The sequence below is a fragment of the Paenibacillus sp. JNU01 genome, from assembly GCF_059130585.1.
In genome coordinates this window covers 687,017-713,356 of the sequence record NZ_CP169723.1, presented here as the reverse complement: position 1 = coordinate 713,356, position 26,340 = coordinate 687,017, and the positions used below count along the sequence as shown (strand labels likewise).

General features: G+C 43.8%; 27 protein-coding genes. 11 read left to right on the top strand and 16 right to left on the bottom strand.

Annotated features, from left to right (window positions below; translation table 11 throughout):
• Positions 1-221 precede the first annotated feature (221 nt).
• Positions 222-2,951, bottom strand: a complete 2,730-nt coding sequence (locus tag NLBNIHML_RS02875; protein WP_494353720.1) for a glycoside hydrolase family 78 protein — start codon at positions 2,949-2,951, stop codon at positions 222-224.
• 153 nt (positions 2,952-3,104) lie between these two features.
• Here NLBNIHML_RS02875 and NLBNIHML_RS02870 point away from each other — a divergent pair, with 153 nt between their 5' ends.
• Complete coding sequence (locus tag NLBNIHML_RS02870; RefSeq protein WP_494353719.1) at positions 3,105-4,328, top strand: helix-turn-helix domain-containing protein; 1,224 nt, start codon at positions 3,105-3,107, stop codon at positions 4,326-4,328.
• A gap of 38 nt (positions 4,329-4,366) precedes the next feature.
• Here NLBNIHML_RS02870 and NLBNIHML_RS02865 read toward each other — a convergent pair whose 3' ends face one another.
• From NLBNIHML_RS02865 to NLBNIHML_RS02835, 7 genes are all read right to left on the bottom strand, one after another.
• A complete protein-coding gene (locus tag NLBNIHML_RS02865; protein ID WP_494353718.1) occupies positions 4,367-6,613 on the bottom strand; it encodes a glycoside hydrolase family 3 C-terminal domain-containing protein in 2,247 nt (748 codons plus the stop codon).
• Positions 6,614-6,947: 334 nt separating this feature from the next.
• Positions 6,948-7,280 carry a chaperone CsaA gene (gene csaA / locus NLBNIHML_RS02860; protein WP_339255390.1) on the bottom strand — a complete coding sequence of 111 codons (333 nt, stop codon included), beginning with the start codon at positions 7,278-7,280 and terminating at the stop codon, positions 6,948-6,950.
• A gap of 25 nt (positions 7,281-7,305) precedes the next feature.
• A complete protein-coding gene (locus NLBNIHML_RS02855) occupies positions 7,306-7,629 on the bottom strand; it encodes a putative quinol monooxygenase (protein WP_339255388.1) in 324 nt (107 codons plus the stop codon).
• Positions 7,630-7,696: 67 nt separating this feature from the next.
• Positions 7,697-8,548 (bottom strand): SDR family oxidoreductase, encoded by an 852-nt coding sequence (locus NLBNIHML_RS02850; protein WP_494353717.1) that lies wholly within the window; start codon positions 8,546-8,548, stop codon positions 7,697-7,699.
• A gap of 359 nt (positions 8,549-8,907) precedes the next feature.
• Entirely contained in the window at positions 8,908-9,483 is a 576-nt protein-coding gene (locus NLBNIHML_RS02845) for a TetR/AcrR family transcriptional regulator (RefSeq protein ID WP_494353716.1), read from the bottom strand.
• A 121-nt stretch (positions 9,484-9,604) separates the two neighbouring features.
• Positions 9,605-10,696, bottom strand: a complete 1,092-nt coding sequence (locus tag NLBNIHML_RS02840) for an L-dopachrome tautomerase-related protein (protein ID WP_494353715.1) — start codon at positions 10,694-10,696, stop codon at positions 9,605-9,607.
• A 301-nt stretch (positions 10,697-10,997) separates the two neighbouring features.
• Positions 10,998-11,276 carry a hypothetical protein gene (locus NLBNIHML_RS02835; protein WP_494353714.1) on the bottom strand — a complete coding sequence of 93 codons (279 nt, stop codon included), beginning with the start codon at positions 11,274-11,276 and terminating at the stop codon, positions 10,998-11,000.
• Positions 11,277-11,473: 197 nt separating this feature from the next.
• Here NLBNIHML_RS02835 and NLBNIHML_RS02830 point away from each other — a divergent pair, with 197 nt between their 5' ends.
• From NLBNIHML_RS02830 to NLBNIHML_RS02795, 8 genes are all read left to right on the top strand, one after another.
• Entirely contained in the window at positions 11,474-11,716 is a 243-nt protein-coding gene (locus NLBNIHML_RS02830) for a spore gernimation protein GerQ (protein WP_494353713.1), read from the top strand.
• An 11-nt stretch (positions 11,717-11,727) separates the two neighbouring features.
• Positions 11,728-12,114 (top strand): spore coat protein, encoded by a 387-nt coding sequence (locus NLBNIHML_RS02825; RefSeq protein WP_342569978.1) that lies wholly within the window; start codon positions 11,728-11,730, stop codon positions 12,112-12,114.
• Entirely contained in the window at positions 12,111-13,247 is a 1,137-nt protein-coding gene (locus NLBNIHML_RS02820) for a zinc-dependent alcohol dehydrogenase (RefSeq protein ID WP_247897573.1), read from the top strand. Before NLBNIHML_RS02825 ends, NLBNIHML_RS02820 begins: the two co-directional genes overlap by 4 nt.
• 31 nt (positions 13,248-13,278) lie before the next feature.
• Positions 13,279-13,479 carry a hypothetical protein gene (locus NLBNIHML_RS02815; RefSeq protein ID WP_253436282.1) on the top strand — a complete coding sequence of 67 codons (201 nt, stop codon included), beginning with the start codon at positions 13,279-13,281 and terminating at the stop codon, positions 13,477-13,479.
• Between the two features lie 11 nt (positions 13,480-13,490).
• A complete protein-coding gene (locus NLBNIHML_RS02810) occupies positions 13,491-13,787 on the top strand; it encodes a spore coat protein (RefSeq protein WP_494353712.1) in 297 nt (98 codons plus the stop codon).
• 375 nt (positions 13,788-14,162) lie between these two features.
• Complete coding sequence (locus NLBNIHML_RS02805) at positions 14,163-15,125, top strand: phosphatidylinositol-specific phospholipase C/glycerophosphodiester phosphodiesterase family protein (protein ID WP_494353711.1); 963 nt, start codon at positions 14,163-14,165, stop codon at positions 15,123-15,125.
• On the top strand, positions 15,112-15,810 hold the full coding sequence (locus NLBNIHML_RS02800; protein ID WP_339233788.1) for a response regulator transcription factor: 699 nt from the start codon (positions 15,112-15,114) through the stop codon (positions 15,808-15,810). Before NLBNIHML_RS02805 ends, NLBNIHML_RS02800 begins: the two co-directional genes overlap by 14 nt.
• The gene (locus NLBNIHML_RS02795; RefSeq protein ID WP_494353710.1) at positions 15,785-17,101 is read left to right on the top strand and encodes a sensor histidine kinase; all 1,317 of its coding nucleotides are present in this window, start codon (positions 15,785-15,787) and stop codon (positions 17,099-17,101) included. Before NLBNIHML_RS02800 ends, NLBNIHML_RS02795 begins: the two co-directional genes overlap by 26 nt.
• A gap of 124 nt (positions 17,102-17,225) precedes the next feature.
• On the opposite strand, the gene NLBNIHML_RS02790 is transcribed toward NLBNIHML_RS02795, so the two are convergent.
• The 3 genes from NLBNIHML_RS02790 to NLBNIHML_RS02780 all read right to left on the bottom strand — a co-directional run bounded on the left by NLBNIHML_RS02790 (position 17,226) and on the right by NLBNIHML_RS02780 (position 20,197).
• Positions 17,226-17,930, bottom strand: coding sequence for a hypothetical protein (locus NLBNIHML_RS02790; protein WP_494353709.1), 705 nt, complete (start codon positions 17,928-17,930; stop codon positions 17,226-17,228).
• A 126-nt stretch (positions 17,931-18,056) separates the two neighbouring features.
• A complete protein-coding gene (locus NLBNIHML_RS02785) occupies positions 18,057-19,409 on the bottom strand; it encodes a sensor histidine kinase (RefSeq protein WP_494353708.1) in 1,353 nt (450 codons plus the stop codon).
• Positions 19,410-19,480: 71 nt separating this feature from the next.
• Positions 19,481-20,197: a response regulator transcription factor gene (locus NLBNIHML_RS02780; RefSeq protein WP_253436246.1), complete on the bottom strand. Its 717-nt coding sequence runs from the start codon at positions 20,195-20,197 to the stop codon at positions 19,481-19,483.
• Positions 20,198-20,351: 154 nt separating this feature from the next.
• Between NLBNIHML_RS02780 and NLBNIHML_RS02775 the strand changes: the two genes are divergently transcribed.
• A complete protein-coding gene (locus tag NLBNIHML_RS02775) occupies positions 20,352-20,609 on the top strand; it encodes a GlsB/YeaQ/YmgE family stress response membrane protein (RefSeq protein WP_091029919.1) in 258 nt (85 codons plus the stop codon).
• Positions 20,610-20,752: 143 nt separating this feature from the next.
• On the opposite strand, the gene NLBNIHML_RS02770 is transcribed toward NLBNIHML_RS02775, so the two are convergent.
• From NLBNIHML_RS02770 to NLBNIHML_RS02755, 4 genes are all read right to left on the bottom strand, one after another.
• Positions 20,753-21,694 carry a VanZ family protein gene (locus NLBNIHML_RS02770; protein ID WP_494353707.1) on the bottom strand — a complete coding sequence of 314 codons (942 nt, stop codon included), beginning with the start codon at positions 21,692-21,694 and terminating at the stop codon, positions 20,753-20,755.
• A 190-nt stretch (positions 21,695-21,884) separates the two neighbouring features.
• The gene (locus NLBNIHML_RS02765) at positions 21,885-22,316 is read right to left on the bottom strand and encodes a universal stress protein (RefSeq protein WP_494353706.1); all 432 of its coding nucleotides are present in this window, start codon (positions 22,314-22,316) and stop codon (positions 21,885-21,887) included.
• A 5-nt stretch (positions 22,317-22,321) separates the two neighbouring features.
• Positions 22,322-23,554: a CynX/NimT family MFS transporter gene (locus NLBNIHML_RS02760; RefSeq protein ID WP_339255369.1), complete on the bottom strand. Its 1,233-nt coding sequence runs from the start codon at positions 23,552-23,554 to the stop codon at positions 22,322-22,324.
• 215 nt (positions 23,555-23,769) lie between these two features.
• Positions 23,770-24,330: a helix-turn-helix domain-containing protein gene (locus tag NLBNIHML_RS02755; protein ID WP_339255367.1), complete on the bottom strand. Its 561-nt coding sequence runs from the start codon at positions 24,328-24,330 to the stop codon at positions 23,770-23,772.
• A gap of 148 nt (positions 24,331-24,478) precedes the next feature.
• On the opposite strand from NLBNIHML_RS02755, the gene NLBNIHML_RS02750 reads away from it, so the two are divergent.
• Positions 24,479-25,453, top strand: a complete 975-nt coding sequence (locus NLBNIHML_RS02750; RefSeq protein WP_494353705.1) for an NAD(P)-dependent oxidoreductase — start codon at positions 24,479-24,481, stop codon at positions 25,451-25,453.
• Between the two features lie 157 nt (positions 25,454-25,610).
• Here NLBNIHML_RS02750 and NLBNIHML_RS02745 read toward each other — a convergent pair whose 3' ends face one another.
• Entirely contained in the window at positions 25,611-26,246 is a 636-nt protein-coding gene (locus tag NLBNIHML_RS02745; RefSeq protein ID WP_339255363.1) for a TetR/AcrR family transcriptional regulator, read from the bottom strand.
• Between the last annotated feature and the right edge of the window lie 94 nt (positions 26,247-26,340).

Sequence of the window (26,340 nt, the reverse complement as noted above, 5' to 3'; positions counted from 1 at the left end):
CCTTATTTCATTCGCTTCATGGTACCGCTTTCAAACATTATTTTAGTCCTCCTCAAGGGTTTAATATGGTAACTTCATTATTTTTTTAGTAAATTCGTGTTGGTGCTTATCCTTTTTTTATGTGCTATTCTTTCGTTCTTCCATAACGAATTTGTGTAATACAAAATGGCGCTGCTCGTATCCGGCAGCGCCTTCTATGTTCAAACCTTTCCCCTTTTCATCTAGGAGGCATTGAGCATTTGAATGACTCTTCTAAATAACTGTTCGGTCTCCTCAGGCGTATTGACCAGCATTTCGCTTACAGATAAATCATAAGCATATTGGATCATCGGGTGATCCAGCATACCGGGAGCGTGCTCGTTTAACATTCGAACTGCTGTGGGTTCTTCCACAATCTCTTTGAGTGTGGAATCCATCGTAAACCGTTCTCTTTCGAGACTGATTTGCGTCGCATATTCGAAGCTGTAAGATCCGGAACCAACCTCCACAGGCACAGGTTTCTCAGGCAGTACAATAATTGCGGTTGTATTTGCTGGTATCGTTACATTTACAATAATGTTACCCGCCCTGCATGACCAAGAGCTTTTTATCTCTCCGTAGACCGAATCAAAAGCAGCATCTACCGAACTGATTCCTCGGATGAACTGAGGTTTTATTAGAATCTTCTTATAACCTGCTTCAATTGAATTAATTCCCGCGAGTTTTCTATACATCCATTCACCAATAGATCCATAGGCGTAATGATTCAAGGAGTTCATACCTGATGAATCGAAATCACCATTAGGCAGAATGGAATTCCATCGTTCCCATATCGTGGTAGCCCCTTTTTTTACGGCGTACAACCAAGATGGGAAATCCTCTTTCAGAAACAAGGTACCAGCAAGGTCATGCAGGTCATTGTCGGATAAGGCATGACACAGATATGGAGTACCAACAAATCCTGTCGTGAGATGGTTTTTATGTTTTGCAATATTGCTCTCAAGCGTCTTCCGGATTCGATCCTTGTATTTTTCCTCGGCAAGGTTGAAGTGTAGCGCTAACACGCAGGCCGTTTGAGTTTCGCTGACCAGTCTGCCGGTTGAAGAGATATATTCTGCATTGAAAGCCTGTTTGATCTGGCTATGCAATTTTTCGTAACGGACGGCATCTTCGGTTTTGTCCAGAAGCTTGGCTGTCTTTGCAACGAGTTCGGTCGAATACGCATAATAAGCGTTTGCTACCAGATAAACATCTGTAGCCCCTGTTCTTTCGTTACTAATCTCCTCTTTGTCCAACCCTAACCAGTCCCCATATTGATAACCAGTCTGCCACAATCCATTGGCTCCACAACGTGCAGTAATATAATCAATCCACCCCTTCATGCTGTCGTATTGTTCACGCAGCAATCGAAGATCTCCATAGGTTTGGTACATGACCCAAGGGACAATAACAGCGGCATCGCTCCAGGCAGCGGCCCCTTCCTGATTTCCAAGAATGTTAGGGACGACATGTGGAACCCCATATTCCTCCGACTGTTCAGAGGCAAGGTCGCGCAGCCATTTCTTGAAGAAGGAGGCAACATTCATATTAAACGCAGCGGTCCCGGCAAATACTTGTGCATCTCCTGTCCACCCTAGACGCTCGTCTCTTTGAGGGCAGTCCGTCGGTATATCCAGAAAGTTACCTCTTTGGCTCCACTGAATGTTACTTTGCAGCTGGTTCACCATGGCATTGGAGGTCTCGAAACGGCCTGTTTCCTCCAGACTTGAATGCAGCACGCAAGCTGAGAATTGATCGAGCTGGATCTCCTCTACCCCTTCAATGGCGATATACCGAAATCCATGGAAAGTGAAATGAGGGCGGAAAATTTGATCTTTACCGTTACAGATCAATCGATCAATCGATACTGCCTGCCTTAACGTATCCGGATAGAAATTTCCCTCCTTATCAAGAACCTCCGCATGCCGTATGGTTATCGTTTGCCCTTTCCGCCCTTTGGTTCGAAGCTCTACAAACCCAGTAAGGATTTGCCCGAAATCAATGACACATTCTCCTTTTGGAGTTGTAATCAACTGAAGTGCAGGAAGCCTTTTTGTGATTTTGACAGGTTCACTTTCCTGAGCAACAAGGCGATTTTTATCGAAAGAGGCCGTTTCCACATGGAAGGACTGACTTTCATGAGAACAAGAATCATAAGTCTCACCCATGTAAATTTCACTTGAACGGATGGGTCCGGTAGTCACCTGCCAGGTTTTGTCGGTTGCAATGATCTCTTTTGTTCCATCCGTATAGACAATGTGGATTTCCGCGAGTGCAGCAACTCTATCTCCGTAATGGTTGGGAGTACAAGTAAAACCAAATATGCCTTTATACCAGCCATTCCCCACCGTAATCTCTATTTTATTCTGGCTCTCCAGCATCCCGTCCAAACGGTAAGTCTGATACTGCAATCGCTCGTTGTAATTCGTCCATCCAGGTGCAAAGTAGTCTTCTCCTACTCTTGTCCCATTGATCGCAATTTCATAGACACCGAGGGAAGTGGTATAAATTCGGGCTTGCTGAATTTCCTTTTCGATAGAGAATTCTTTGTAGAAAACGGGTGGAGCACTTTCTTCGCTCGGGAATGGATGTGTAATCCACTCTGCCTGAAAGTTGCTGCCGTTCAGCAACCCGGTCTCAAAATGTCCTTCCATGACTGCGTGATTACCTTGGTTATCCCAAACTTCGATTTGAACCTGATACATAGTCGAGGCCTGTAAACGAGGACCAGCATATTCCACTAAAACGGAGACGTCTTCATCCCTCTTTCCAGAATCCCAGATTTTCTGCAAATCTTGTGTGACACTTATTCGGTAAGCGGATTGCATTACGTCCTGTTCAGTAGAACCTAATTTCCATGAGAATCTTGGGTTTACTGTGTCCAGTCCAATTGGATTAAGCATGTATTCAATCCGGAAATCTTTTAATTCCATGAGATGACCACCCTTCAACATAGATCTCACACACCTAAATGTTAACGCTTACTAAAATATCATAAAGAATTTCCCTCATACAATATGGTAATATCATTGTAATTTTATAATTTTGATGTGATAAAATGATTGAAAAAAGGAGTCGAACACAAAATGGATCTAAAACGTCAATGTAAACTCGTTGCAGAACTTTTTGATATGTCCATCTTCTTTGTAAGCTCCACCGGAGAGGTTCAATTCGAACTGATGGGTAATCGAATACTTAATCCGCTGTATAAAAATGATAAACAATTCTTTTTTTCAGTGTTGGGGTTTGATCCATCCGTGGGTAAAGAAGATCCTTCAATTGTAAGAACGATGTTTTTTGAGAACTACATTTTAATTCGTATTGGTAATGATCTGAACGATGAAGGAACCATCATTTTAGGACCTTCCCTTCCATTTAGCTTGATTGAACATAAAATAAATGGGCTCATTAATGACACACATCTCTTTGCGAACCGGGAACAAGTATATCATTATTATCAGTCTGTTCCTGTGATAACCCATGAGAGGCTAATCAACATCACGATCTTGGTTAATCAAATGTTTAATCACGAATTGATCGAAGCTGAGGATGTAGTACAGGACTATTTGCGCGGTATGTATATCAAGGAAAAAGAAATACAAGGTTCCATAAATTCTTCAAAAGGCTATGATGAGACGCTCCATCACAACCCACTAAATGAAAAGAAATTGTTAACGATCGTCAAGGAAGGTAAATTAGATATGCTCAAACACTTTACACAACTTGGTCATGAAAATACAGGAGTCCTGTCCAAATCAAGTCATATCCGTTCTAAAAAGAATCTTGGCATCATCGGTATAGCACTTGCAGCCAGAGCAGCCATTGACGGGGGGCTTTATTCGGAGATTGCCTTTTCGGTAAGTGATATTTACATACAGCGCCTTGAGGATCTACGAACCGATAAAGAAATCGATCAATGCTGCTTGGAAGCATTTTTTTCGTTAACCGAGAAAGTCTCTCAGGTTAAAGAATCGCAGCATTCTAAAATCGTAACACTTTGCAAAAATTATATATATAACCACCGTTATTCCAAAATTACACACGAAGAAATTGCTGAACATGCCGGTATTAGCCCAAACTATCTATCTGTACTATTTAAAAAAGAAGTTGGGATTCCCGTGAATGAATATATTCAACAGATCAAAATTGAGGAAGCTAAACATATGATTCAATTTACGAGCACTCCACTTTCTGAAATCGGGTCTCTTTTGAGTTTTACGGATCAGAGTTATTTCACCAAAATCTTCAAAAAACACACAGGCAGAACCCCGAAGCAGTATCAACAAACGCATCATATGATACAGGAATAAGCCCGACTATGACGGGCTTATTCTAATTATTCATGCATTCAACGGTTAACAGCGGATAAGATAGTCTGTAGTGTTTCTTCTGTGAACTGACCGCCACTCATAAGTGCTGCATTGTGCAATGTGGTACCCATAACTAATTCCTGCATTCCCTCACCCAGTCCTGCTTCATTCCCGTCATATTGCCCCATCGCACCCATAATTTCAGCTCCAACGGGGTGTTGCAGTAACTCTCCGAACGTGGAATGCCTGGTAATTGGTTTGGTAACAATAACGCTCGATTCTACCTCGATCGTTTCAACGAGTTCAATCTCTCTTGAAGATTTTCCGACCATAATGTCGAATTTACCTGTCTCCACATGCCAGTCTTTTAGCTTAATATCGTAGTAAGCAAAGGCTCTTTTATCCAGTTCAAAATGTACGGTGGTCTCTTCACCAGGCTGAAGCGAAACTTTGGTATACCCCTTCAATTCCTGAAGTGGACGTGGCACCGTTGATTCTACATCATGTACATATAGCTGCACCGCCTCTTTGCCCGCTCTTTCACCCGTGTTTTTAATTTTTGCTGTAACCGTTACACTGCTGGTATCTTTGATCTGTTTATGACTAACCTGTAGATCACTATATTCAAATTGGGTGTAACTCAAACCGAAGCCAAATGGAAACAATGGCTCCACATCTCTTGTATCGTAATGACGGTAACCTGTAAAAATACCTTCCCGATATTCGGCAGTCTCGCCGTCTCCGGGGAAATTCAAGTACGACGGATTGTGAATCAGCTTTTTAGGGAATGTCTCAGCCAGTTTTCCGCTTGGATTTACGCTTCCAAAGAGAATATCAACGATTGCACCGCCCAAAGCCTGTCCTCCAAGGTATGCCTCCAATACAGCCTTAACTTTATTCAGCCAAGGCATTTCAATAGGCCCTCCGTTGCTCAATACAACAACAATATTCTCTTGAACCTCCGCGACTGCTTCAATTAAAGTTCTGTGACTTTCCGGCAATTGAAGGTGTTTCCGGTCGAAACCTTCGGACTCATAACGTTCAGGCAGCCCGGCAAATATCACTGCAACCCGTGCATTCTTTGCGGCAGCTACTGCTTCTTGAATGAGTTCTTCGTTTACAACATCTTCGTCTAATCTATAACCGGCGGCATACGAGATGCTTGCACTGTCAGTGGCTGTTTTAAGGATTTCTTCATAGATGTTATCCAGCTTCGTCGGCATAATGTGTGAACTACCACCGCCCTGGTAGCGTGGTTGTTGCGCAAATGCTCCGATAACCGCGATGGAATCTTCAGTTTTTAGAGGGAGAATGTTCTCTTCATTCTTAAGCAGGACCATACATTCACTTGCAATCTTTCTGGCCAACTGGTGCTGTGCCTCTACATCAACCGATACTGACTTCCTCAGGCTATCTACAGCTTTGGATACAAGTGACAACAATCTCTCAACAGACTGATCCAGCACCTCTTCGCTCAGCTCTCCCGATTGAACAGCCTCAATAATTTTCTTGCATCCTATTCCGTTGCTGGAAGGCATCTCAAGGTCCAGACCGGCAGCTAGTCCCTGATCCCGTTCATTGACAGCCCCCCAATCCGACACCACTACGCCTGCAAATCCCCATTCTTCCCGAAGAATCTCAGTCAATAACCGGCTGTTTTCGGAACAAAAATCACCATTTACTCTGTTATAAGCGGCCATGACAGTCCATGGCTCACCCTCTTTCACTGCATATTCAAAGCTAGCCAGGTAGATTTCCCTTAGAGTCCGTTCATCCACCACCGCATCGACAGACATACGCTTATATTCCTGGTTATTTACAGCGAAATGTTTGATGGAAGTACCCACGCCTTGGCTTTGTACGCCTTGAATATAGCTGGCTGCCAAAGTTCCCGATAAATAAGGATCTTCAGAATAATATTCAAAATTTCGGCCGCACAGCGGGGAACGCTTGATATTCACACCTGGCCCCAAAACAATCGAAATATCCGCTGCCACTGCTTCTTGTCCGATTGCTTTCCCCATCGTATCGGCAAGTTCACGATTCCATGATGAGGCAACTCCGCTTCCGGATGGGAAGCAGGTAGCCGGTATACTTTTGTTTAAGCCTAAGTGGTCTGCGCTCCCCTCTTGTTTTCTAAGTCCGTGAGGGCCATCTGTCATCATAATAGAGGGAACCCCAAGGCGGTCGATGGATATGGTGTTCCAGAAATCTTTACCTGAGCAGAGTTCTGCTTTTTCTTCCAATGTCATTTGACTGATGATTTCTTTCAAATTAGGATTCATTCGCTCTCCTCCGTTGGTAAACGTTAATAATGTAATCGGTTACTTCATAAGAGTAGAGCAAATGACCCTGAATATATGGTAAGATCGTTTTCTTTTTGGAAAAATAATATCTTATTTATAATGTGTGAACTCCGTAAGTGCTGACCTTATTTCTGCTTCATAAACGAATTCATGATTACTCCAAAGATTAAAGGAATGGAGTGAGTCCATATTAATTTTTTGGCAAAAAAACTGCACCTCCGATCTGTTAGTTGGTGTCTAACAATTGGGGTGCAGTCACACTTTGGTCAGCAGCTTTCTTGTTTGTATTCAGTTAACGTTCTTGTCGTCTAACTTATGCAATAGGAGTGCCGTTAGGGATTTCAGTATCCGGCGTTAACAGAATAACATCTCCTTTTTCCGGGACTCCGCCCAAAACTAATACCTCCGATTTGAATCCAGCAATGCGCCGAGGAGGAAAATTGATGATTCCTACAATTTGTCTTCCTATAATGTTCTCAGCCTTGTAACGCTTCGTTATTTGTGCACTTGAGGATTTCATCCCGATCTCCGGTCCAAAATCAATCTTAAGCTTAATCGCAGGGATCTTTGCTTCTTCAAAAAACTCCGCTTCCTTAATCGTTCCCACACGAATATCTAGTGCTGTAAAATCATCGATCGTTGCCAATGTTTGACCTCCCCAATGTTCTAGTTTAATGCGCTGGACGAAACGGTTTCAGGATTCGAATCCCTTCCTCAATGGATCCCTCCATCAGTTCTAAGAGCTGAGGCACAAGTTCTTGCATCCGCGGGGCGTTCAGGTGTCGATCGAGAGCATCCCGGTTTTCCCAGCGCTCGTGGATGATGAATGTACCAGGCTGGCCTTCTACCTCGTGAGCCTCATAGTCAATGTTACCCTGGTCGTTCCGTGACGGGGTGACAGCTGCAGTCATAAACGCCTTCATCTCGGCTTCTCTCCCTGCCTTGGCTCTCGCCTCCCAGAGTACAGTAACGTAACGGTTATTGGTATCGTTCATGTTGATTCCTCCTATGTTATCAATAATGCATGTTTAAACGGTTGTTGTGACATCAGTCATACTCCCGTTACTGCAGCTTCATCTGGCTGCGGAGCATCCGGTCGAGAAGTTTATCCGGGAGAATACGAACCAGTCGGGTCAGCAGTGCCGAATCTCGGCCAGACGTATAGCGAGTGCGCGGATTACTTGCGTGGATGGCTCGTGAAACCACTTCTGCCACTTTCTCAGGAGGAATACCGCTCGTTGCCCACGATTCAGCCTGCGCCTTCACGGCGTCAAAAAGGCGGTCATGTCGTCTGTGCTGATCGGGCGTCATCAACTTGGACAGCCGATTGGCTGTCGTAACCCCTTTCTCCGACAGGCTGGTGCTGACACCGCCCGGAGTAATCATGATAACTTTGAGTCCGAACGAGGACATCTCTCTGCGGAGGCTGTCATTGATCGCTTCCATCGCGTATTTTGCAGCTGAATAAATTCCGAAACCGGGCATTGAAATTTTGCCGCCAACGGATCCGATATTCACTACGCGTCCGCCGCTCTTCAGCAAGGCGGGAGTAAGCGCCTGAATAACCGCAACTTGCCCGATCACGCTGACTTCGATCTGACGGCGTAATTCATCCAGCGGAACCATCTCAAGAGGTGCATTAACGGCAATGCCAGCATTGTTGACCACGGCGCGCAACGGGCGACCAAGTGGATCTTGCTCCACTCGTTCGGCCAGCGTCCTTAGTGTGTCGATAGCAGTAATATCGAGAATGACCGGTTCGATATTTTTTTGTTTGATTTTGTCGGCATCTTCCTGACGGCGAACCCCAGCTAAAACGTGGAATCCTTCAGCGGCAAGCTGCTCCGCGGTAGCCCTGCCGATTCCACTTGAAGTACCTGTGACGACAACCATTTCTTGAGTTTTATATCGCATTGTAAACCTCCCGAGTTTGATAAGTTATGAATCACTGTATAGCACTGTTATACGGTCATTATAGCACCGCTATATAGAGCTGTCTATAGCGGTGCTATATATTTTTCATATTGTAATCCTCCTGCGATCTGACATCATTAATGACGGGCACAGCGTGATATACTTCGACGCTCACGACATACCGTAGCGCGAGGAATGAGCTCATCGAAACCCTTTGAAAATGAAAAAGATCGCCATCCTGCTTGGATAGGCGATCTCTCTTATGTGCTACCATTTGTGGTTCATCATCTTTACCATGAAACAAAACAAAGCCCACATAGGGGCTTTGTCTGGAGTCTCCAAGCTTTTTCATCGATCCCTCATTTTGAAGCAGAATCCGGCATTGGGATCAAGATGATCTGCATCACGCTTTCTCGAATGAGATCAACGACGTCGGGCTGGGGTGGGGGTACCTTGCGAATTTGGGACGTCACATACAGCCATGAGGCCGTATTGGCAGAAGCCCAGACCAGATCTGCCGCAGTTTCGGCTGAAACAGCCAGTTTTCCTGCGGCGGCAACTCTTTGAACATTTTGCACCAGTGCTTGATGCGACTGATCTGCCGCCTCGATATGGGCGCCCTCTAGCAGCCGCCCCATCATTGCCGCATATATTCGAGGACGGGCTGCCGCGAAGCGGACATAGTCATCCCACCCCTGACGAAGCGCCATCTCTGGAATAGGTGACTCCACTGCGGCAATTTTGCTATCAAATAACTGTTTGAATGCTTCCACTATAGCTGCACTCAGGAGTCCATCGGCATTACCGAAGTGGTGGTAGAGTGTTGGAGCCGTAACCTGCGCGATTGAAGTGACCGCTCGCGTCGAAAATTGGGCTCCGCCCTCTTCCTCCAGTACCTTAAGAGCAGCTGCTAATATTTTGTCATATGTGTTCATAACTTTTATTATAGCAGTGCTATATACATATGTCCATGATGCAGGTTGTACTCCTGAGACTATGAATCCCGTTTGAGATCACAACAGGGTGAAGCTCTGCCTCTTTATGTTTTAATCGGTTCTATTGATCAAAAGGAAGTGCAGGTAATTCATCAATTTTCATACGGAGTAAACTATACGGTTTTTGTCGCAGATCTTTTCCATAATGAAATCTTGCCTGCCTATGTAATTGATTCACAATTACATATAAGTATTGATCCGGACCAATAGAAAACGTATCTGGCCATAAAATTCGGGGATCATGGGCGATGGTTTCCATGATTCCATTCGGCAATATCTTGCGAATACTATCATTCTCATAATCTCCAGCATAAACGTTTCCTATTGCGTCCGTGATCATCCCATCCGATGCTCCCTTCTCTCCCCAATACTGCACAAGATCACTTAACTTGAAATCCGGTATCGTTCTGTCTCTTAACGATTCGGTTGAGATCGAGTATAGCTGGCGACTGGTTAATGGACAATAGAATAACATTTTCCCATCAGGGGAAATGGCTATCCCATCAGAGGCCAAGCGAAAGGGAGATGTCGAACCATCCGCGTTTCGATTCATCAAAATTTTACCTTCCACTTTCGGTACAAAATACGGATCGGGTGAGGTTGAGCTTGCTCCATGCAACCGTCTATACGCATTGCCGTTTTCTAGATTTACGACGATAATAGCGCCTGGACCATTGGAAGAAGAATCCGTTATATATGCGTAACCTGCGTTACCTACACGAAAGTCAAATCGGACATCATTCAGATACGTTGTCGGCAGGACCACATCATCTGCAAATGTATATACTTTTCTTATTGTATTTGTTCCTAAATCTACCGCGACTAATTTTGCCCCTCCTATAATGGGCTCAGAAAAATTAGGTGCAGCCGTATCCAGTACCCACAGGGTTCCTCTTCCATCTGTTACAACACTTTGCACACTGATGAAAGACATAGCGTTATTCGATGGGTTACTCAAATTGGTTTCTAAATTAGGATAAGGTTGCAACTGACCCTCAACAATCTCCGCTACCGTAAATCTAACGTCATCTCCCCATTTCGGAAAGCAAACAAAGATACGCCCGGTTTCGGATACACTAACACCTGTAGGCATAGCCCCGTAAAAGGAATGAACGAGTTCCAACTTACCAAAATATTCTTCCATAGGTAACATAGGCAGTATGATGTCCTCCTCAACATAGTTGGATAGATATTACCTATAATTATGTTCAAGACTTTTTCTAATGCCTGGCCCTTAATCATTCTTTTTCAACCGTGATTTTGAAATTGTCCGATACATCTAAAAATACAAAAAACTTCGGCGTGAGCCGAAGCATGTGACCGTAACTATATGTGTTCTAGGAAAATTGCTTCCTCCGATCGTCAACGCAGGGTAAATCCCCATGCAGAGAGAATCGGAGAAAATGCAGAATAGAAGGAAAAACTCTGCCAAGCTTATCAGTACTAGGACCGTTTTATTGTTGGTCCGGGAGACGTAATGCGTTTGCGGAAGTTTGCGCTTGATCTAAAAATTCATCTGCTCGGGTCAATTGCTGCCGGGCTTTTTCCAACGCTTGTGAATCTGTTGCATTAGATTCATTTAACGAGCTTATTGCCTGATTTAAAGCTGTCTGCACTTCAGAAACCGCATTAGATGCATGCTGCTCCAGTGTATTTCCACTCGAGTTAAGGGCACCTTCTGCCGGTTTTCTTGCATTTTCGGTGGCTAGATCAATTTTGTTTTTATTGGGCACAGTGAGTCCTCCTCCCTTTTTGCAAGATCATATAAAACACAAAAATAAGTATCGGATTAAGAAATTGTTTATATTCCTGCAAAGGTATGGGAATATTCGGATCTTCCATCTTCCGCAACCCTTCTAAGATTTTAGTATAAGATCCGATTCGTTGGAAAATCTAACGTTGATGAAAAAAAGGAGGTGATCAGTTCTCCATGAACAAACCAACACTAGCGCCGCACGAATCGATGGAACTGCATGAAGCTTTAAACTTCAAAACACTGTGCATCGCCAAGTCAAAACTGATGCAAGGCCTGGTCTTTGACCAAGAGCTAAAAGCTTTAATGCAGAAAGACGTCACTCAGTCCATACAACAGATCGCCGAGCTGCAAGCCATTTATGCCAAAGCTCCTTTCCAAGCGCCTGTTCCAACTAGTCCGACACCTATAACACATTAAGGGGAGCTCAAATGAATACCGATTATTTAGACCCGATTAATTCATTAAATATGCCGGAAATGGCAGATATGACTTTTGCCATGGACTTCCTTATTCGTGCCAAGGAAGGTGTGCGTAATTTGTCCATCGCCCTGACGGAAACGGCTTCACCAGATGTAAGAGCCCTTCTGCACTCTCAGCTTAAACAAGGAATCGCAATGCACCAGGAAATCTCGGAGCTCATGATTCGCAAAAAATGGTTCCATCCTTACGAGCTGAATGAACAGTACCAACTCGACCAGCTTTCGGCGAATAATACGGTGATGATCGGGCAGATGAATCTGTTCCCGGGTGATACGTCGCGTAAAGGGATGTTTGATCGGACCCCAGATGAACATATTGGAGGACATAAAGCATGAAGGCGGTAACGTATCAAGGGGTTAAAAATGTCGTGGTCAAAGAGGTTCCGGATGCAAAGATTGAGAAACCGGACGATATGATCGTAAAGATCACCAGTACCGCCATTTGCGGTTCTGACCTTCATCTTATTCACGGGATGATCCCTAACCTTCAGGAGAACTATGTCATCGGACATGAGCCGATGGGCATCGTAGAAGAAGTAGGCCCTGGCGTGACAAACCTAAAAAAAGGCGACCGTGTAATCATCCCGTTTAACATCGCATGTGGAGAATGCTTTTATTGCAAAAATCAGCTGGAAAGCCAATGTGACAATTCCAACGAGAACGGAGATATGGGCGCATATTTCGGCTACTCGGGAACGACCGGCGGATATTCTGGCGGGCAAGCTGAGTATTTACGGGTTCCATTTGCCAATTTCACCCACTTCAAAATTCCTGAGAACTGCGAACAACCGGATGAAAAGCTAAGCTTGATCGCAGATGCCATGACTACGGCATTCTGGAGCGTAGATAATGCAGGCGTAAAAAATGGAGATACGGTCATCGTGCTCGGATGCGGCCCAGTCGGACTCCTGGCCCAGAAATTCTGCTGGCTGAAAGGAGCAAAGCGGGTCATTGCCGTTGACTATGTCGATTACCGCTTGCAGCATGCGAAGCGAACGAACAACGTCGAAATCGTTAACTTCGAACAAGATCAGAACATTGGCAATACGCTCAAGGAAATGACCAAAGGTGGCGCCGATGTTGTCATTGATGCAGTAGGAATGGACGGCAAGATGAGCGATCTTGAGTATTTAGCCAGCGGTTTGAAACTGCAAGGCGGTACTATGAGCGCATTTATCATTGCATCTCAGGCTGTCCGCAAAGGCGGCACCATCCAAGTCACTGGGGTATACGGTGGACGCTATAACGGATTCCCACTGGGTGACATCATGCAGCGAAACGTGAATATCCGTTCCGGACAAGCTCCAGTCATTCACTATATGCCATATATGTACGAGTTGGTTACGTCTGGAAAAGTGGACCCTGGCGACATCGTTACACACGTCATTCCCCTCAGTGATGCCAAGCGTGGTTATGAAGTGTTCGATACAAAAACGGACAATTGTATTAAAGTCATCTTAAAGCCTTAAATATGGATAGATACATGGGAGGACAATTCGAATGAATTCCAAATACGCATTGCATGAGGTGCTCGAGGTACATGAAATTGCTGCATTCAAGACGGTTTGCCTGACTAAATCCCAGACCATGCAAGCTCTCGTAACCGACCCGGAGCTCAAGCAAATTTTGCAACAAGATGCGATATTATCACAACAGCAGCTTCAGGAGCTTGGTGGAGTGCTGACTAAAGCGACTGTATAGGAGATAACCAAATGAACCCAATATTAGAACATATGTCAGGCCTTCATACGCTAACGGATGATGTGATCGCAATGGATCTGTTGATAAACGCCAAGAGTGGAGTCAGAAATTACGCCATGGCTGTGACCGAATGTGCCACTCCCGAAATCAAGCAAATTCTGATGAAACAGCTCGATGAAGCGATAGACTCTCATGAGAAGATATCAAATTATATGGTACAGCATGGGTTATACCATCCGTACCATATTCCAGAGCAAATTCAGCTCGATCTGAAAAACATTCAAACGGCAATGAACATTCCGTCCTGACAGCGCCTAACTACTGCCGGAGATTTCTAAGTGCATAATGTACCCTGTGTCCATAATCCAGTAATGAAACAAGGGCGGATCCATTCCACCCTTGTTTCTGCTGCGTCACGATACATACTTAAAGAAACGTCCTCGACTTGTTCACCCTTCCACCCTCCATGTTTATAATCCAACCATCCAACAACGTCTCATGCATCTATAGAGTGCCAGTCTCAAACCAGCGGATCAATTTGTCGTTTCCAAGCCTTCGCTGTGTTCTTTTTATATGAATTTCAATGTATACAAACTTCATAAATTCCTTCGTTTTTATACCACTCCTTCTTCATTTGCGTCCTGTAGTATGACTTACATCGGGATAACGAAGGAGCAGAACGAATGAAGAAAACGATGATGTTAAGCTTACTCATAGTCATTACAGCAGGAATGATCTGGTGCAACTGGGGGCTTGTTAGGACAAGTCAGAATCAGCCGGACTCTATACCTGGTGCCAGCGGCTGGCAGGAAAACAGGCTTATTGCACATGCATTCGGTGGAGTTGACGGTGCCAGCTACACCAATTCTTATGAGGCATTTATAACCAATTACAATAGAGGGTACCGTTTGTTCGAGGTTGATCTTGTGCAGACGACGGACGGGAAGCTTGTAGCCAGACATGATTGGTCGCAGAAGCTACAGCCTGACTTGGCCGCTCATCGCGGACGAAACGTAACCAAGCTTCAGTTTGCAAACTCGCTTATTATGGGAAGATTCCACCCTCTTACCCTGCCGGACATACTGCAGCTGATGCAGCAATATCCTGATTTTGACTTAATTGTGGACACGAAAGCAGGCAGCAAAGAACAAATTCAGCAGCAGTTTGCGCATCTAGTCAATGAGGTTCGACGAACGGATCCTGCACTGCTCAACCGGGTTATACCTGAAATCTTCAGCCCGGAAATGTATGACACGGTTATGGGAATCCACCCCTTTCCAAACAAAATATATTCACTTTACAAAACTGGCGCCTCTGCCGAAAGTATTGTAGAATTCGTAAGGGACAAACAACTGACAGCCGTTGCCATGCCTGCATACCGCGTGTATCTAAACCCCAATTTAGTTCCAGCACTGAATAAGTTTGGGGTAAAAAGTTATGTTCACACGGTCAACAGCAGACCGGTTATGCAGATTCTGTCCAGGTTTGGAGTACATGGGTTTTACACGGATCAGGAACAATCACCAGAGGAGCTAATGCTTGCAGACGCTCCCCTCGGCCATGTTGAATTTTCGGGATACATGAGTTCCGGATTAGCAAGTATAAGAAATATCGTGATGAAGGTGAGAAATAATGGCTATCAATAACATTCTTGTTGTAGACGATGAACCGGAAATTCGAGAAGCGCTCGTTATTTATTTGAAAAGCGAAGATGTGGATGTATTCACTGCCTCTAACGGATTGGAGGCGCTGGAAATTCTTGAACAAGAAACCATTCATCTTATTATTATGGACAACATGATGCCGCAGCTCGATGGAATTAAAACGACATTTAAAATTCGTGAAAACAAAAATATACCGATCATTATGCTTTCCGCCAAGTCAGAAGATAGCGACAAGATTTTAGGACTCAACGTTGGTGCTGATGACTATATTACGAAGCCGTTCAATCCTCTAGAGCTGATTGCCAGAGTCCGATCTCAGCTGCGCCGGTTTACGAATTTAGGTTCCTTTCAGTCAAACGGGGATGAGCTTATACAAGTAAGAGGACTCGTGCTGAACAAAAGCTCGAAGACTGTTGAGATAGATGGTGAGGACGTTAGATTAACCCCGAAGGAATACAAAATTCTGGAGCTGCTGATGGAGAACAAAGGCAGAGTTTTCTCCATTGAAGAGATTTATGAGCGCGTGTGGAATGAACTGATCTTCACTTCAGAGAATACGGTTGCCGTACATGTAAGAAACATCCGTGAAAAAATTGAAATCAACCCTAAAGACCCAAAATATTTAAAGGTGGTATGGGGAATTGGATACAAAATCGAGAAAAAATAAAGCCGATCGGAAGGTTCCAATCGACCTTATTGTCATCATTGTCGCCGCGATCTCATGGATCCTCATACTTATAAACTCGTATTCATACACGGGGTTGAGTATTAGCTATTCAACTTCAAGTTACATCCAGGCACTGCTTGCCTTTATTATTCTTTGCTTACTGGCAAGCAGGTTGTTTCTTTATTTTAAGGCACCCCAAGCTGGACGTTCCTTCTGGCATGGTAGCCTGCTGATGGATTACTTTCATAGCTGGAGAACCGGTCTTAGAGCCAGTTTGCAGAACTGGAGATTAACGTTTGGCATCATCATGATGTTTCTGCTAACTCCGATAGCGGGCATTTGTATTTGGCAGGCAGCCACATATTACGGTGTATACGAACAGGACTTGCTCATACTTTATGTGTTGCTGTATGTGCTGTTCCTGGTTCCGTATATCCTTTCCAAGCTTGGACGCTTTATCGCCATCATCAACGGGAGCAAAGAAATTGCTGAAGGCAATATTCAGAATACGATTCAGGTAACCGGCAAGGATGCCCTATCCAAGCTTGCTGGCTATATTAACAATATGAAAGCCGGGTATCAAAGCGCGCTGGAGAATCAAATGAAGAGTGAACGATTAAAAACAGAGCTGATTACCAATGTATCGCATGATTTGAAAACCCCGCTTACTTCTATTATCAACTATGTTGATTTATTAAAAAAAGACGATCTGTCTACGGAGACTACCCGAGCCTATATTGAAACCCTGGACCGGAAGGCGCTACGGATGAAGCTGTTGATTGAAGACCTGTTCGAAATCTCCAAGATGGCCAGCGGTACAGTAGAGCTGGATATTGAATACGTCGATGTCGCGACATTATTGACACAGGCGATCGCCGAGTCCAACACTGGTATGGGACAAGCGTCGGCAGTGATTCGGGAGAGGATCGCGAAATTCCCCATCCATGCACATTTGGACGGCAATAAAATTTGGCGTGTATTCGAAAATTTAATTGGCAACGCGCAGAAATATTCGCTTCCAGGAACCAGAATCTATATTTATTTGGACGAGTCTGATGATCAGGTACAATTCAAAATTCAAAATACGGCTGCGTATGAGATTGATTTTGCTGCGGAAGAGTTGTTCGAGCGTTTCAAAAGAGCAGATGAATCCCGCCAGACAGAAGGCTCTGGCCTAGGGCTGTCCATTGTGAAAAGCATCGTTGAGCTGCACGGCGGGGAGATCAACATCGAAATTCATGGCGATCAATTCAACGTTATTCTGCATTTGCCCAAGCAGCGCTTAATTTAAAACTCCTAAAACCAAGTTAACCCTCAATGCTCCTTTTCAGGATGCATGAGGGTTAACTTTTCATTTTTATTCAGATATTGAAGGTGAATCGCATGAATGGCTTACCAACATTGCTCACTACTTATTAGTCCAGAAGACTGTAGATCTGAATGCTCTCGACCTTGGCATCCTTGATATGAAATGACATCACATCCACATAATTGGACGGCTCGTAACGGAAGTCATCCTCCTCATCTGGAGCGCCATCACCAACGAGTTTCCCCTCAGGGTAGGCGTTTTTGAGTGTATCGAGGCTATCCCCTGCTTTAATGTTTCGCACTGTGGCGTACTTAGGATCTGTGATTTCGATATGAAAGATGGAGTCTTGTTTCCCCTCAGGTATACTGATGGTTTTAATCTCCAGACCGGGATACGTGTACACTTTTTCCGTAAAACCGATTAAGTTATCCATATTGGTTCCATCGTCAGCACTGTACGTATGAGATTTCAGGTTATCCGGTTTGCCCAGCATCTGTTCCATCTGTTCTTCATTCGCTGTATCCGAAATCGCAATGGTATGCTCATTATAGACAAAAGCAAGCTCCTTCAGTACCACATTGCCTTCCTTCTCCATCGAACCTTCCTTAATAGCTTCAGTTCCCTTTTCTTCAGTACTTTCGGAAGCAGGCGTATTAGCATTTGTTGTACCTTCGCCTGTGTTCTGTTCGTTTGCTGTGTTCTGTCCGGTTGCTGGAGATGTAGCATCACTGGATTGACAGCCCGTTAATGCCGCAGTTAGTAACGCACCTAGTACGATAAAACTTGCAGCTTTCTTTGTTAATTTCATCATGATCCCTCCATAAATGTGTGATTTGTTCTTATGAAGTGATTATAAATAAAAGATTTGTTAGTCTTATAACAGAAATGTACCAATCTTGTAACGTTACCTATTTAGGCTTGGGTTTGAAATGCAGGGCTACGCACGAGGCAAAACAATTGTAACGGTCGTCCCTTTTCCCAGTTGACTTTCCATGTCGATATATCCATTAAACCGCTCTACAATCTCTTTGCAAATGGAAAGTCCAAGACCCGACCCATTTGCTGTACTTGCATTTTTCGCTCGGTAAAAGCGTTCCTGCACTCGCTCCAGCTCATCGCCCGCGATGCCTATGCCTTGATCACGTATCCGTATAACGACCTCGCTTGGCGTATGTTCCAACTTCAATTCGATCAGCGATGGACTGCCTGAATATTTGATGGCATTGTCCACAAGATTGGCGATGGCATGGGACATCAGCATTGGATTCACGTTGGCTTGCACTCTTGTCATACCGTCATCTTCCGGTTCTTGCTCCGCCTGACTAACTCTGATCTCGATCCCTCTATCCTTAGCCTTGGCTCCCATATTCATTGCAACTTGCTGAATCAGTTCGTTCATTTCCGTCTTCCGGGCTTCCAAATCATTAGAACCCGCCTTATCGAATCGAGATAATAATAACAGTTCATTAATCAAGCGGGTGAGTCGATCTGATTCCTGCAACAGATGAGCATAGATTTTTTGCAGCTCCTTGTTCTCAGTCTCTCCTTCAACCAAGTATTGAGAGAAACCACGAATGGCTGCCAAGGGTGTTTTTAACTCGTGAGATACGTTGGAGACAAATTGTTTCTGGTACTGAATGTAATCATGAAGCTGTCGCCCCATGGAATCCAGCCCATCTGCCAGCATGCCCAGCTCATCCTTCCGTTTTAGATGAACTCTCCGAAACTCCTGTCTGGAGAAGCTTTGCACAGCGCCAAGTAGTATCTTAATCGGCTTGGTTGTATTGCGTGCAATCCACAGACTGGATAACGTAATCAGCACAATGAAACCGCCTGCACCTGCAAACAGGATATAACGGATTTGATTCATGATCGCATAAAAGTAGGAAATGTCATCCACGAATTCATACACATATGCGTTTTCGTAGAATTGATTCTGAATGGGCGTCGCAAAATAAAGCTGATGATCTTCCGTGACGGTGTAGGCATAACTGCCGCTCAGTGCTTTCTCTATATTTTTGTCGAAAATAAGCGGTTTGCCATCATTAATGATGATGCCATCCACAGCCAAGCCCAGTAATTGCTTGGAGCTATCATAGATACGTACTTCCTTGCCTGAAGCTTTCAGCTTCTCCAGAGCAAGTCTGACGATTTCCTCCGTCTGCGGCTCTCCTGACGATGACCTGTGCTGTGCCAACACCTCACGGAAGGACAGCTCGGACAGATCCGCCTTCTCCATCATCTGTTTCTCAATGGTAACGAAGCTGTAGTAATCGATTGCTTTGTTCACCGCAAAAATGATGATGCCAAAGGACAGCACGGAGAAAAATAAATAATTCAGCAGTAACCGGGTTGCATACTTCAGGCCTCGCCACCTCCAAGTTGATAGCCAAATCCATAGATCGTCCTAACATACTTCGGTTCGTCCGCGTTATCCTCCAACTTCTTCCGTAATCGCATGATGGTCATATCCACACTGCGACTGTCTCCCATAAAGTCATATCCCCACCCAATCTGCAGCAATTCATCCCGGGTAAAAATTTTTTCTGGCCTTTTGAGTAACGTTTCCAGAATTTTAAACTCTTTGGCCGTTAAAGACACAGGTACATCGTTTTTCAGCACTCTTCGGCTTTCCAAGTCAAATGTCAACTCTTCATGAATGATGCGTGTAGATGTCACCTCTGTTCCTTCGCTTGATTCCTCCTTGCTCTCGTTTCTTCTCAGAATCACCTTGATGCGAGCGAGCAATTCACGATTATCAAAGGGTTTGGTCATATAATCTTCCGCGCCTAGTTCTAGTCCAAGCACCTTGTCGATTACCTCATTTTTGGCTGAGAGCATAATCACAGGAATGGCGCGTTTTCCGGTAATTTCCTTGCACAAGTCATATCCGGAGCAATCTGGCAGCATCAGATCAAGTACCACTATATCGGGTTGAAAAGAGTCGAGCAGCCTCAGGCCCGTTTTGCCGTCCTCTGCGGTCTGCACATCATAGTTTTCTCGCCTTAGCACCAGCTCAATTAAATCTCGAATAGCGATTTCATCATCAATGACTAAGATTTTCTTCAAAATGTACACGCACCCCTATCTACCCTTGTTCTCCAACGTCTTCAATCCTATATTAACCCATCTTAGCACAGACGCTTTAGATTCCTCCACCGACAGGAAGATGAGGTATAATCCAACGAACCCCACATAACTTGTAATAAACCCGAAGAAAGGAGAACAATCCATGGATCTGCTCTGGGTACTCATTGTTGGTGGACTTATTGGTTGGTTAAGCGGCAACTTGATTGGGCGAGATGTACCGGGCGGTGTACTTGGGAACGTTATTGCGGGTTTTATCGGTTCCTGGTTAGGAACGGAATTGCTGGGACCAAGGGGACCGGTGATTGGCGGATTTCACATTATTCCAGCCATCGTTGGCTCCATTATTGCCCTGCTCATCTTCTTCGCTCTCGCACGTGGCGGAGCCTTCCGAAGACGTTAATCAAGAGAGACGAAGACCGATACCGTCGTTCATTAGATAAAAGGACCGAAAGCATTCATCGATGGGAGATGAACACTTACGGTCCTTTTTTTGTACTACTTTATCCATTTTTCAAGCCTAAAAAAGCATGGAAGATCAAACATTTAGCTGCTCCAAAAATATTGCATCCGTTTATAGCCTACATCCCATACTTTTTCGTTCCCTTCGATGGTAATCTTCAGTTCGCTTCCCGGTTCGAGAGGAATCTTGAATATCAACGGGAATAGTTCAGGATCACTTCGCTGATCTTCTCCAGAGCCGGTCATTATCTCGTTTCCATTGAGGGTAACACGAATTTTTCCTGAATAATCTGTTGGTTCAGGGATTCCGTAATAAAAAGAGAAAATCGTCTCTCCCTCAGACGTGTATGTAAACGTTTTAGGATCTCCGCCTTCAGCGCCGTACATATTATAGAGAATCTTTACATTTTGATCGCTTATTTTGATGCTGTCCGGTTTGTCTGCAGATGATGAATTACCCGAACTGTCCATCCATTCGTTGATTGCCACAAAAGGGCCTTCTACTTTAGTTGCTGCGTTATCTATCGCTCCGAATAATCCCCATACGACTAATAAAAGAATCATATCGGAAATAGCCGTTCTTACCAGATTGCGCCAGAGGTTCCGGGAACGGAAACCAAGTTTGTACGCCCCATAACCAATGGTTGCTCCTATCGTATTCTGAATGGCATCGTTTATATCGAAACTACCAAGTAAGGTAAGGGCCTGGATGGTTTCCAGCACAAGAATCGCTATAACAAACAAGGTAAAGAACCGGGCAAAGGTAATCCTGTACAACCATGGCATCAGGATACCAAAAGGGATAAAGGCGGCAATGTTACCCAAATCAACTAAAGTCATGAGACTGGGATGCAGGAGTTCAGATAGAGCCGGCAGTTTAAAAAAGCTATCTGGGGAGAAAAGAAAGGTATAGCCAGTCGTTGTCTCTGAAACATCTCTTCTACCGAAGGCGAGGAACATAAAATAAAGAATAAACAATGTATAGAATATGGTTAAGGTTAGAATGATTTTACGTTGTTTGGTCATGGTTAACTCCTTTGCCAGATGCATGTGCTTATCTAGGCTTATTGCCCCGTCTATTTTACCACATATTATAATTAAGCTGCTTATAGTGTTATGGAACCTCTGATCCTTCATCATTTTCGGCAACTAAAGGATAGAAAAAACAGCGGCATTTGTAGGACACAATATCCTGAAATGCCGCTGTATAGAGGAGTTAATGAACAATGAGGACTGGGCAACTTGATAACTGTGAAACCTTGTGGCTGACACTTCCAAGCATCATTTCTTTTATGCCTCTTAGCCCACGGCTCCCGATAATAATAAGTTGCTGCTCCGTATCCCTTGCATAATTCAATAGTTCATGCCCAGGATCTCCCTTAAGATGAATAGTTTCCGGGTTAATTCCGGCAGACTTTAATTTAGATTTGGCTTGATGCAACTGTTCCAAACTCGCTTTCTCCATTTCGTTCATTATGTCTTCCAAAAAATTCTCTGGTAAAAACGTCATGCCGATCGGCACATAACTCTGGCTAACATGAACCAAGGTAACTTGAGCTTGTTTATTTTGTGCTATTTCAACGGTTGCATCAAGGAGTTTGTTCGTTATTTCGCCTTTATCAATGGCGACCAGAATTTTGTCAAACATAGTTATCATCCTTTCCGTGACATTTCGTAACTATTTTGACTACCTACAAAGCGGTTGTTTGCTGCTCCTATACCCACTAAAAAGAGTAAGATCGAAGCCCCTAGAAGAATGAAAAGTGGCAGGTTCCAGCTATTTGTTGCATCATGCAGATATCCTATAAGAGCTGGACCGAGTGCGGCAAGAAGATATCCGATCGATTGGGCCATACCAGATAGTTCCGCTGCTTGATGCGCATTTTCAGTGCGTAACCCGAAAAACATCATGGCCAAACTAAAGGCGAAGCCTCCACCAATTCCGAGTATGATGATCCACAACAGAATGATATTGGAACTGCCATAAAGAAGTCCGAGCGTCCCGGTCAAAAGCAAAATGGTTGTGATGACGACTAACAAGCGTTGACTAGACATACGCCCAGCAATCACAGGCACAATAAAGGTAAATGGAAGCATAGCTAACTGCATGATGGAGAGATACCAGCCTGATTGGTTGGATTCAATTCCTTGCTGCTTTAAAATTTCAGGCAACCATGCGATCAACACATAGAAAACCATGGACTGTATCCCCATAAAAATCGTTACTTGCCAGGCAAGCGGGGATCGCCAGACATTCACATCGTTGCTGGCCATCTGTTGACTCGTCTTGGCTGTTTGGTCCGTTTGATTTCTTAATTGAGGTAACCAACACAGGATTGATACAAAGCTTAGTATCCCCCATACCGCCAGTGCTCCCTGCCATTTTAGCCCTGCGGTTATGGCTAGCGGTACACTGATTCCCGAAGCGATTGCCCCAGATAAATTCATTGAAATAGAGTAAACTCCTGTCATGGATCCGATTTTATTTGGAAAATCCCGTTTGATTATACTCGGCAATAATACATTACATACGGCAATGGCGAATCCAAGAACTGCTGTCCCAATAAACAGATTAACTGCACCAGATAAAGATCGTATTACAATACCAACAGTCAGCAAGATTAAGGCAATCAAAATGATACGCTCAACCCCATACCTTCTCCCTAATTTGGGTACGAGAGGTGATAATAAAGCAAAGGCAAGCAAAGGTACCGTTGTGATCAGACCTGCTAATGTATTAGAAATATGAACGTCATCCCTTATAAAACCCACTAAAGGACCAACTGAGGTCAAGGGCGTGCGTAAATTAGCTGCAATAACGATAATGCCGAGAATGATCAACGCTATAGAGGATGGCACGAATTTTTTATTTTGTTTAGTCGGCATTCTTTATGTCTCCTTCCTGAATTCTTGCATATTATATTTCCTTCCTGTTGCTTAAAAACTTTGCTATAACATTCGCGCGAATAACGAAAGTATATTATAATATACTTTATTAAACAATAATTATTTTATGATATACTAAAACTACCTAAAAAAATGCAGCTCCGAGTTTCCGTCATGGAATTCGGAGTTGCATTTAATAAGTGGCTTTTCGACTTTTAGAAACCATATTTTAAGGATATATGGAGCACTGTTTCGCTATTCGTATGATTGGTATAAGCGTGAGGGTAATCTGCACGGAAACTGATCGTATCATATTGATTCAATATGTGAATCTCTCCATTGACTTGTAACTCAATGGAACCGGTCATTACTGTCGCAATTTCAGTTGTATTCACATGATGACCTTCAGGGTAATATGAGCTGTTTGGCTGTAAATAAGCCCGGCACATTTCAATATCATTGCTTTTAAAAACGGGTTCAATGATCCAATTTTTTTCATCATTAGAAAACCGCAGTCCCTCGCCTGCCCGATACAAACTAACAGGTTTCTCTGCTGTGAACAAAGCCAATAGCGGTAAAGATATTCCCTTTGATATTTTCCATATAATGGCCAAAGTTGGATTGGTCTCGCCACGTTCTATATTTCCCAGTGTAAGTTTGCTTACGCCTGTTAATTCGGATAAGTCGTCTAAGGTCATGTTTTTTTCTTTTCTGTACTTTTTCAATGCAATGCCGATTTGTAATACAATTTGTTTTGATTCATGCATTTCATCCATTTGATATTCACCTCTACAAAAAACTATATAGCTAGTATATTGTTTATTTGGATTCTTTTCCATACTCTCCTAACGACGTTACTCAATAACGAACATCATACGTGTTATATTTGAAAAATGGTATAGGTTATGAAAGGTGGTTTGACAAATGAAGATTCTCATCGTTGGCTATTTTAGCGAGACCTCAAAATTAAATATTGCAAGGTGTTTTCCGCAAGACTGGAACGTTGTAATTGTTCCGCCTGGAAACGAAATGCTGCATCATATTAAAGATTGTCAGGTAATCATTCCTGAACATATTAAAGTGGATCATAGCCTGCTTTCTATCGCAAAAAAATTGAAATTGGTACAGACGGGTGCGGGATATGATAATGTGGATGTCCCTGCCTGTACACAGCTCGGCATTTGGGTGGCCAATGCTGCAGGAGTAAATGCACAGGCAGTGGCCGAGCACGTAATGGCACTGATATTGTCTTATTATAAAAACATACCGTTTCTGGATACTTTCATGAAAAACAAGATGGATGAACATCAATTAGACTATGCAGGGAGTGAATTAAAAGGCAAAACGATTGGGATTATCGGTTTGGGCGCGATCGGAAAAAAAGTAGCTGCGTTTTGCAGGGTCTTTGATATGAATGTGCTGGCTTATGCCAGAAATGCCACTGCACAATCGGACGATTTGGTGAAAATGGTGGATTTCGATACGCTTATAAGCACATCGGACATCGTCAGTGTACATGTACCCTTGAATCAACAGACCAAACAGATGATCAACAAAGCGACATTCAAAAAAATGAAGAATACATCTCTTTTTATCAACACAGTCCGTGGCGGGATTGTCAACGAAAAGGACTTAATAGATGCATTAAAAAACGGGGATATTTCAGGTGCATGCCTGGATGTGTTTGAATCTGAACCCCTTCCTCTGGACAGTGAGCTCCGGAATCTGAGTAATGTAATACTTACTCCCCATACAGCGGGAATGCCTGATGGTCGGAAATATCATAAAACAAGATATGATTTTTTTATAAAGAATATAAAACGTGTAGAAAATGGTGAAGAGCCTGAAAGCAAGCTCAATCAGTTACCTTGCACTCCCTCCACGGATAATCTAATGTAAGAATAAAGGTCTGGGTGTAATCTGCCCAGACCTTCTTCCTGTTCTGCTTTTGAATGCCTACATATCTTCAGCATATGTTTATGCTAATTTGGCAGCCCCACCAGTGTTTTATCGATAAGCGAAATCGCAATTCGTACGGATGAGGTTGATTTTCGTTTTAAACGCCACGGGGTGCATATGCGCAAAGAAAGACACGTACCCCTTCAGTGATGATATGTTTGGTTTGTTCCGCCCCCAATGTTCCTGTTTGTCCAGGTTGATTAAAGACCAATAAAAACGTTAATGCAGTGAAATGTTTGGTAGCCATTTCAGGATCGGGCACATCAAGCAATCCGTCTTGACCAAACGCTGTAAATCTCCTGATGAGCCTTTCTTCAGTTGCCTTATCCAGCCTTTCCAAAAATGAGTCTGGCAGGTTGGCAGCTTCCACCATAACCAAACGGATCAAAGCCTTATAGTCGGATGAGCCGTTCGCAGAAGCTACTATTTGCTCGCAAAACAAGATGAGTGCCTGTTTCAGATCTGTGAATTCCGAGAGGTGGTCTGAAATCCCTTGCTCGATCATGTCAAGAACCGCAGAGCTGGAATCTTCCACAACGGTAAGCAGCAGGTTTTGTTTGTCACCATAATAATCGTAAACGGTCCGTTTGGAAACACCTGCTTTTGCTGCGATCGCATCGACACTGGAACGCTCAAAACCATCTGAAAGAAATAGATCTCTTGCTGCTGTAATAATTTTAGCTCGTTTGTCAGAAGAGCCCTTTCGGATTTTCTTGTTTTCCGTATGTTCCATTCCTCTATTCCCCCTATATGTATGCTATCAGAAAACGCTTAGAGTGAAAGCTTTGTTTACAAACTACACTGCACGGTGTAGTATAACATTTGTA

Bases quoted from the DNA above. Each gene is read 5' to 3' on its own strand.
- NLBNIHML_RS02800 (WP_339233788.1), top strand. From the start codon at position 15,112: ATGGCTATCAATAACATTCTTGTTGTAGACGATGAACCGGAAATTCGA.
- NLBNIHML_RS02855 (WP_339255388.1), bottom strand. From the start codon at position 7,629: ATGAACGATACCAATAACCGTTACGTTACTGTACTCTGGGAGGCGAGA.
- NLBNIHML_RS02815 (WP_253436282.1), top strand. From the start codon at position 13,279: ATGAATTCCAAATACGCATTGCATGAGGTGCTCGAGGTACATGAAATT.
- NLBNIHML_RS02765 (WP_494353706.1), bottom strand. From the start codon at position 22,316: ATGTTTGACAAAATTCTGGTCGCCATTGATAAAGGCGAAATAACGAAC.
- NLBNIHML_RS02770 (WP_494353707.1), bottom strand. From the start codon at position 21,694: ATGACCAAACAACGTAAAATCATTCTAACCTTAACCATATTCTATACA.
- NLBNIHML_RS02755 (WP_339255367.1), bottom strand. From the start codon at position 24,330: ATGGATGAAATGCATGAATCAAAACAAATTGTATTACAAATCGGCATT.
- NLBNIHML_RS02825 (WP_342569978.1), top strand. From the start codon at position 11,728: ATGAATACCGATTATTTAGACCCGATTAATTCATTAAATATGCCGGAA.
- NLBNIHML_RS02750 (WP_494353705.1), top strand. From the start codon at position 24,479: ATGAAGATTCTCATCGTTGGCTATTTTAGCGAGACCTCAAAATTAAAT.
- NLBNIHML_RS02830 (WP_494353713.1), top strand. From the start codon at position 11,474: ATGAACAAACCAACACTAGCGCCGCACGAATCGATGGAACTGCATGAA.
- NLBNIHML_RS02870 (WP_494353719.1), top strand. From the start codon at position 3,105: ATGGATCTAAAACGTCAATGTAAACTCGTTGCAGAACTTTTTGATATG.
- NLBNIHML_RS02810 (WP_494353712.1), top strand. From the start codon at position 13,491: ATGAACCCAATATTAGAACATATGTCAGGCCTTCATACGCTAACGGAT.
- NLBNIHML_RS02745 (WP_339255363.1), bottom strand. From the start codon at position 26,246: ATGGAACATACGGAAAACAAGAAAATCCGAAAGGGCTCTTCTGACAAA.
- NLBNIHML_RS02845 (WP_494353716.1), bottom strand. From the start codon at position 9,483: ATGAACACATATGACAAAATATTAGCAGCTGCTCTTAAGGTACTGGAG.
- NLBNIHML_RS02775 (WP_091029919.1), top strand. From the start codon at position 20,352: ATGGATCTGCTCTGGGTACTCATTGTTGGTGGACTTATTGGTTGGTTA.
- NLBNIHML_RS02790 (WP_494353709.1), bottom strand. From the start codon at position 17,930: ATGATGAAATTAACAAAGAAAGCTGCAAGTTTTATCGTACTAGGTGCG.
- NLBNIHML_RS02760 (WP_339255369.1), bottom strand. From the start codon at position 23,554: ATGCCGACTAAACAAAATAAAAAATTCGTGCCATCCTCTATAGCGTTG.
- NLBNIHML_RS02850 (WP_494353717.1), bottom strand. From the start codon at position 8,548: ATGCGATATAAAACTCAAGAAATGGTTGTCGTCACAGGTACTTCAAGT.
- NLBNIHML_RS02805 (WP_494353711.1), top strand. From the start codon at position 14,163: ATGAAGAAAACGATGATGTTAAGCTTACTCATAGTCATTACAGCAGGA.
- NLBNIHML_RS02865 (WP_494353718.1), bottom strand. From the start codon at position 6,613: ATGAATCCTAATTTGAAAGAAATCATCAGTCAAATGACATTGGAAGAA.
- NLBNIHML_RS02840 (WP_494353715.1), bottom strand. From the start codon at position 10,696: ATGTTACCTATGGAAGAATATTTTGGTAAGTTGGAACTCGTTCATTCC.
- NLBNIHML_RS02820 (WP_247897573.1), top strand. From the start codon at position 12,111: ATGAAGGCGGTAACGTATCAAGGGGTTAAAAATGTCGTGGTCAAAGAG.
- NLBNIHML_RS02875 (WP_494353720.1), bottom strand. From the start codon at position 2,951: ATGGAATTAAAAGATTTCCGGATTGAATACATGCTTAATCCAATTGGA.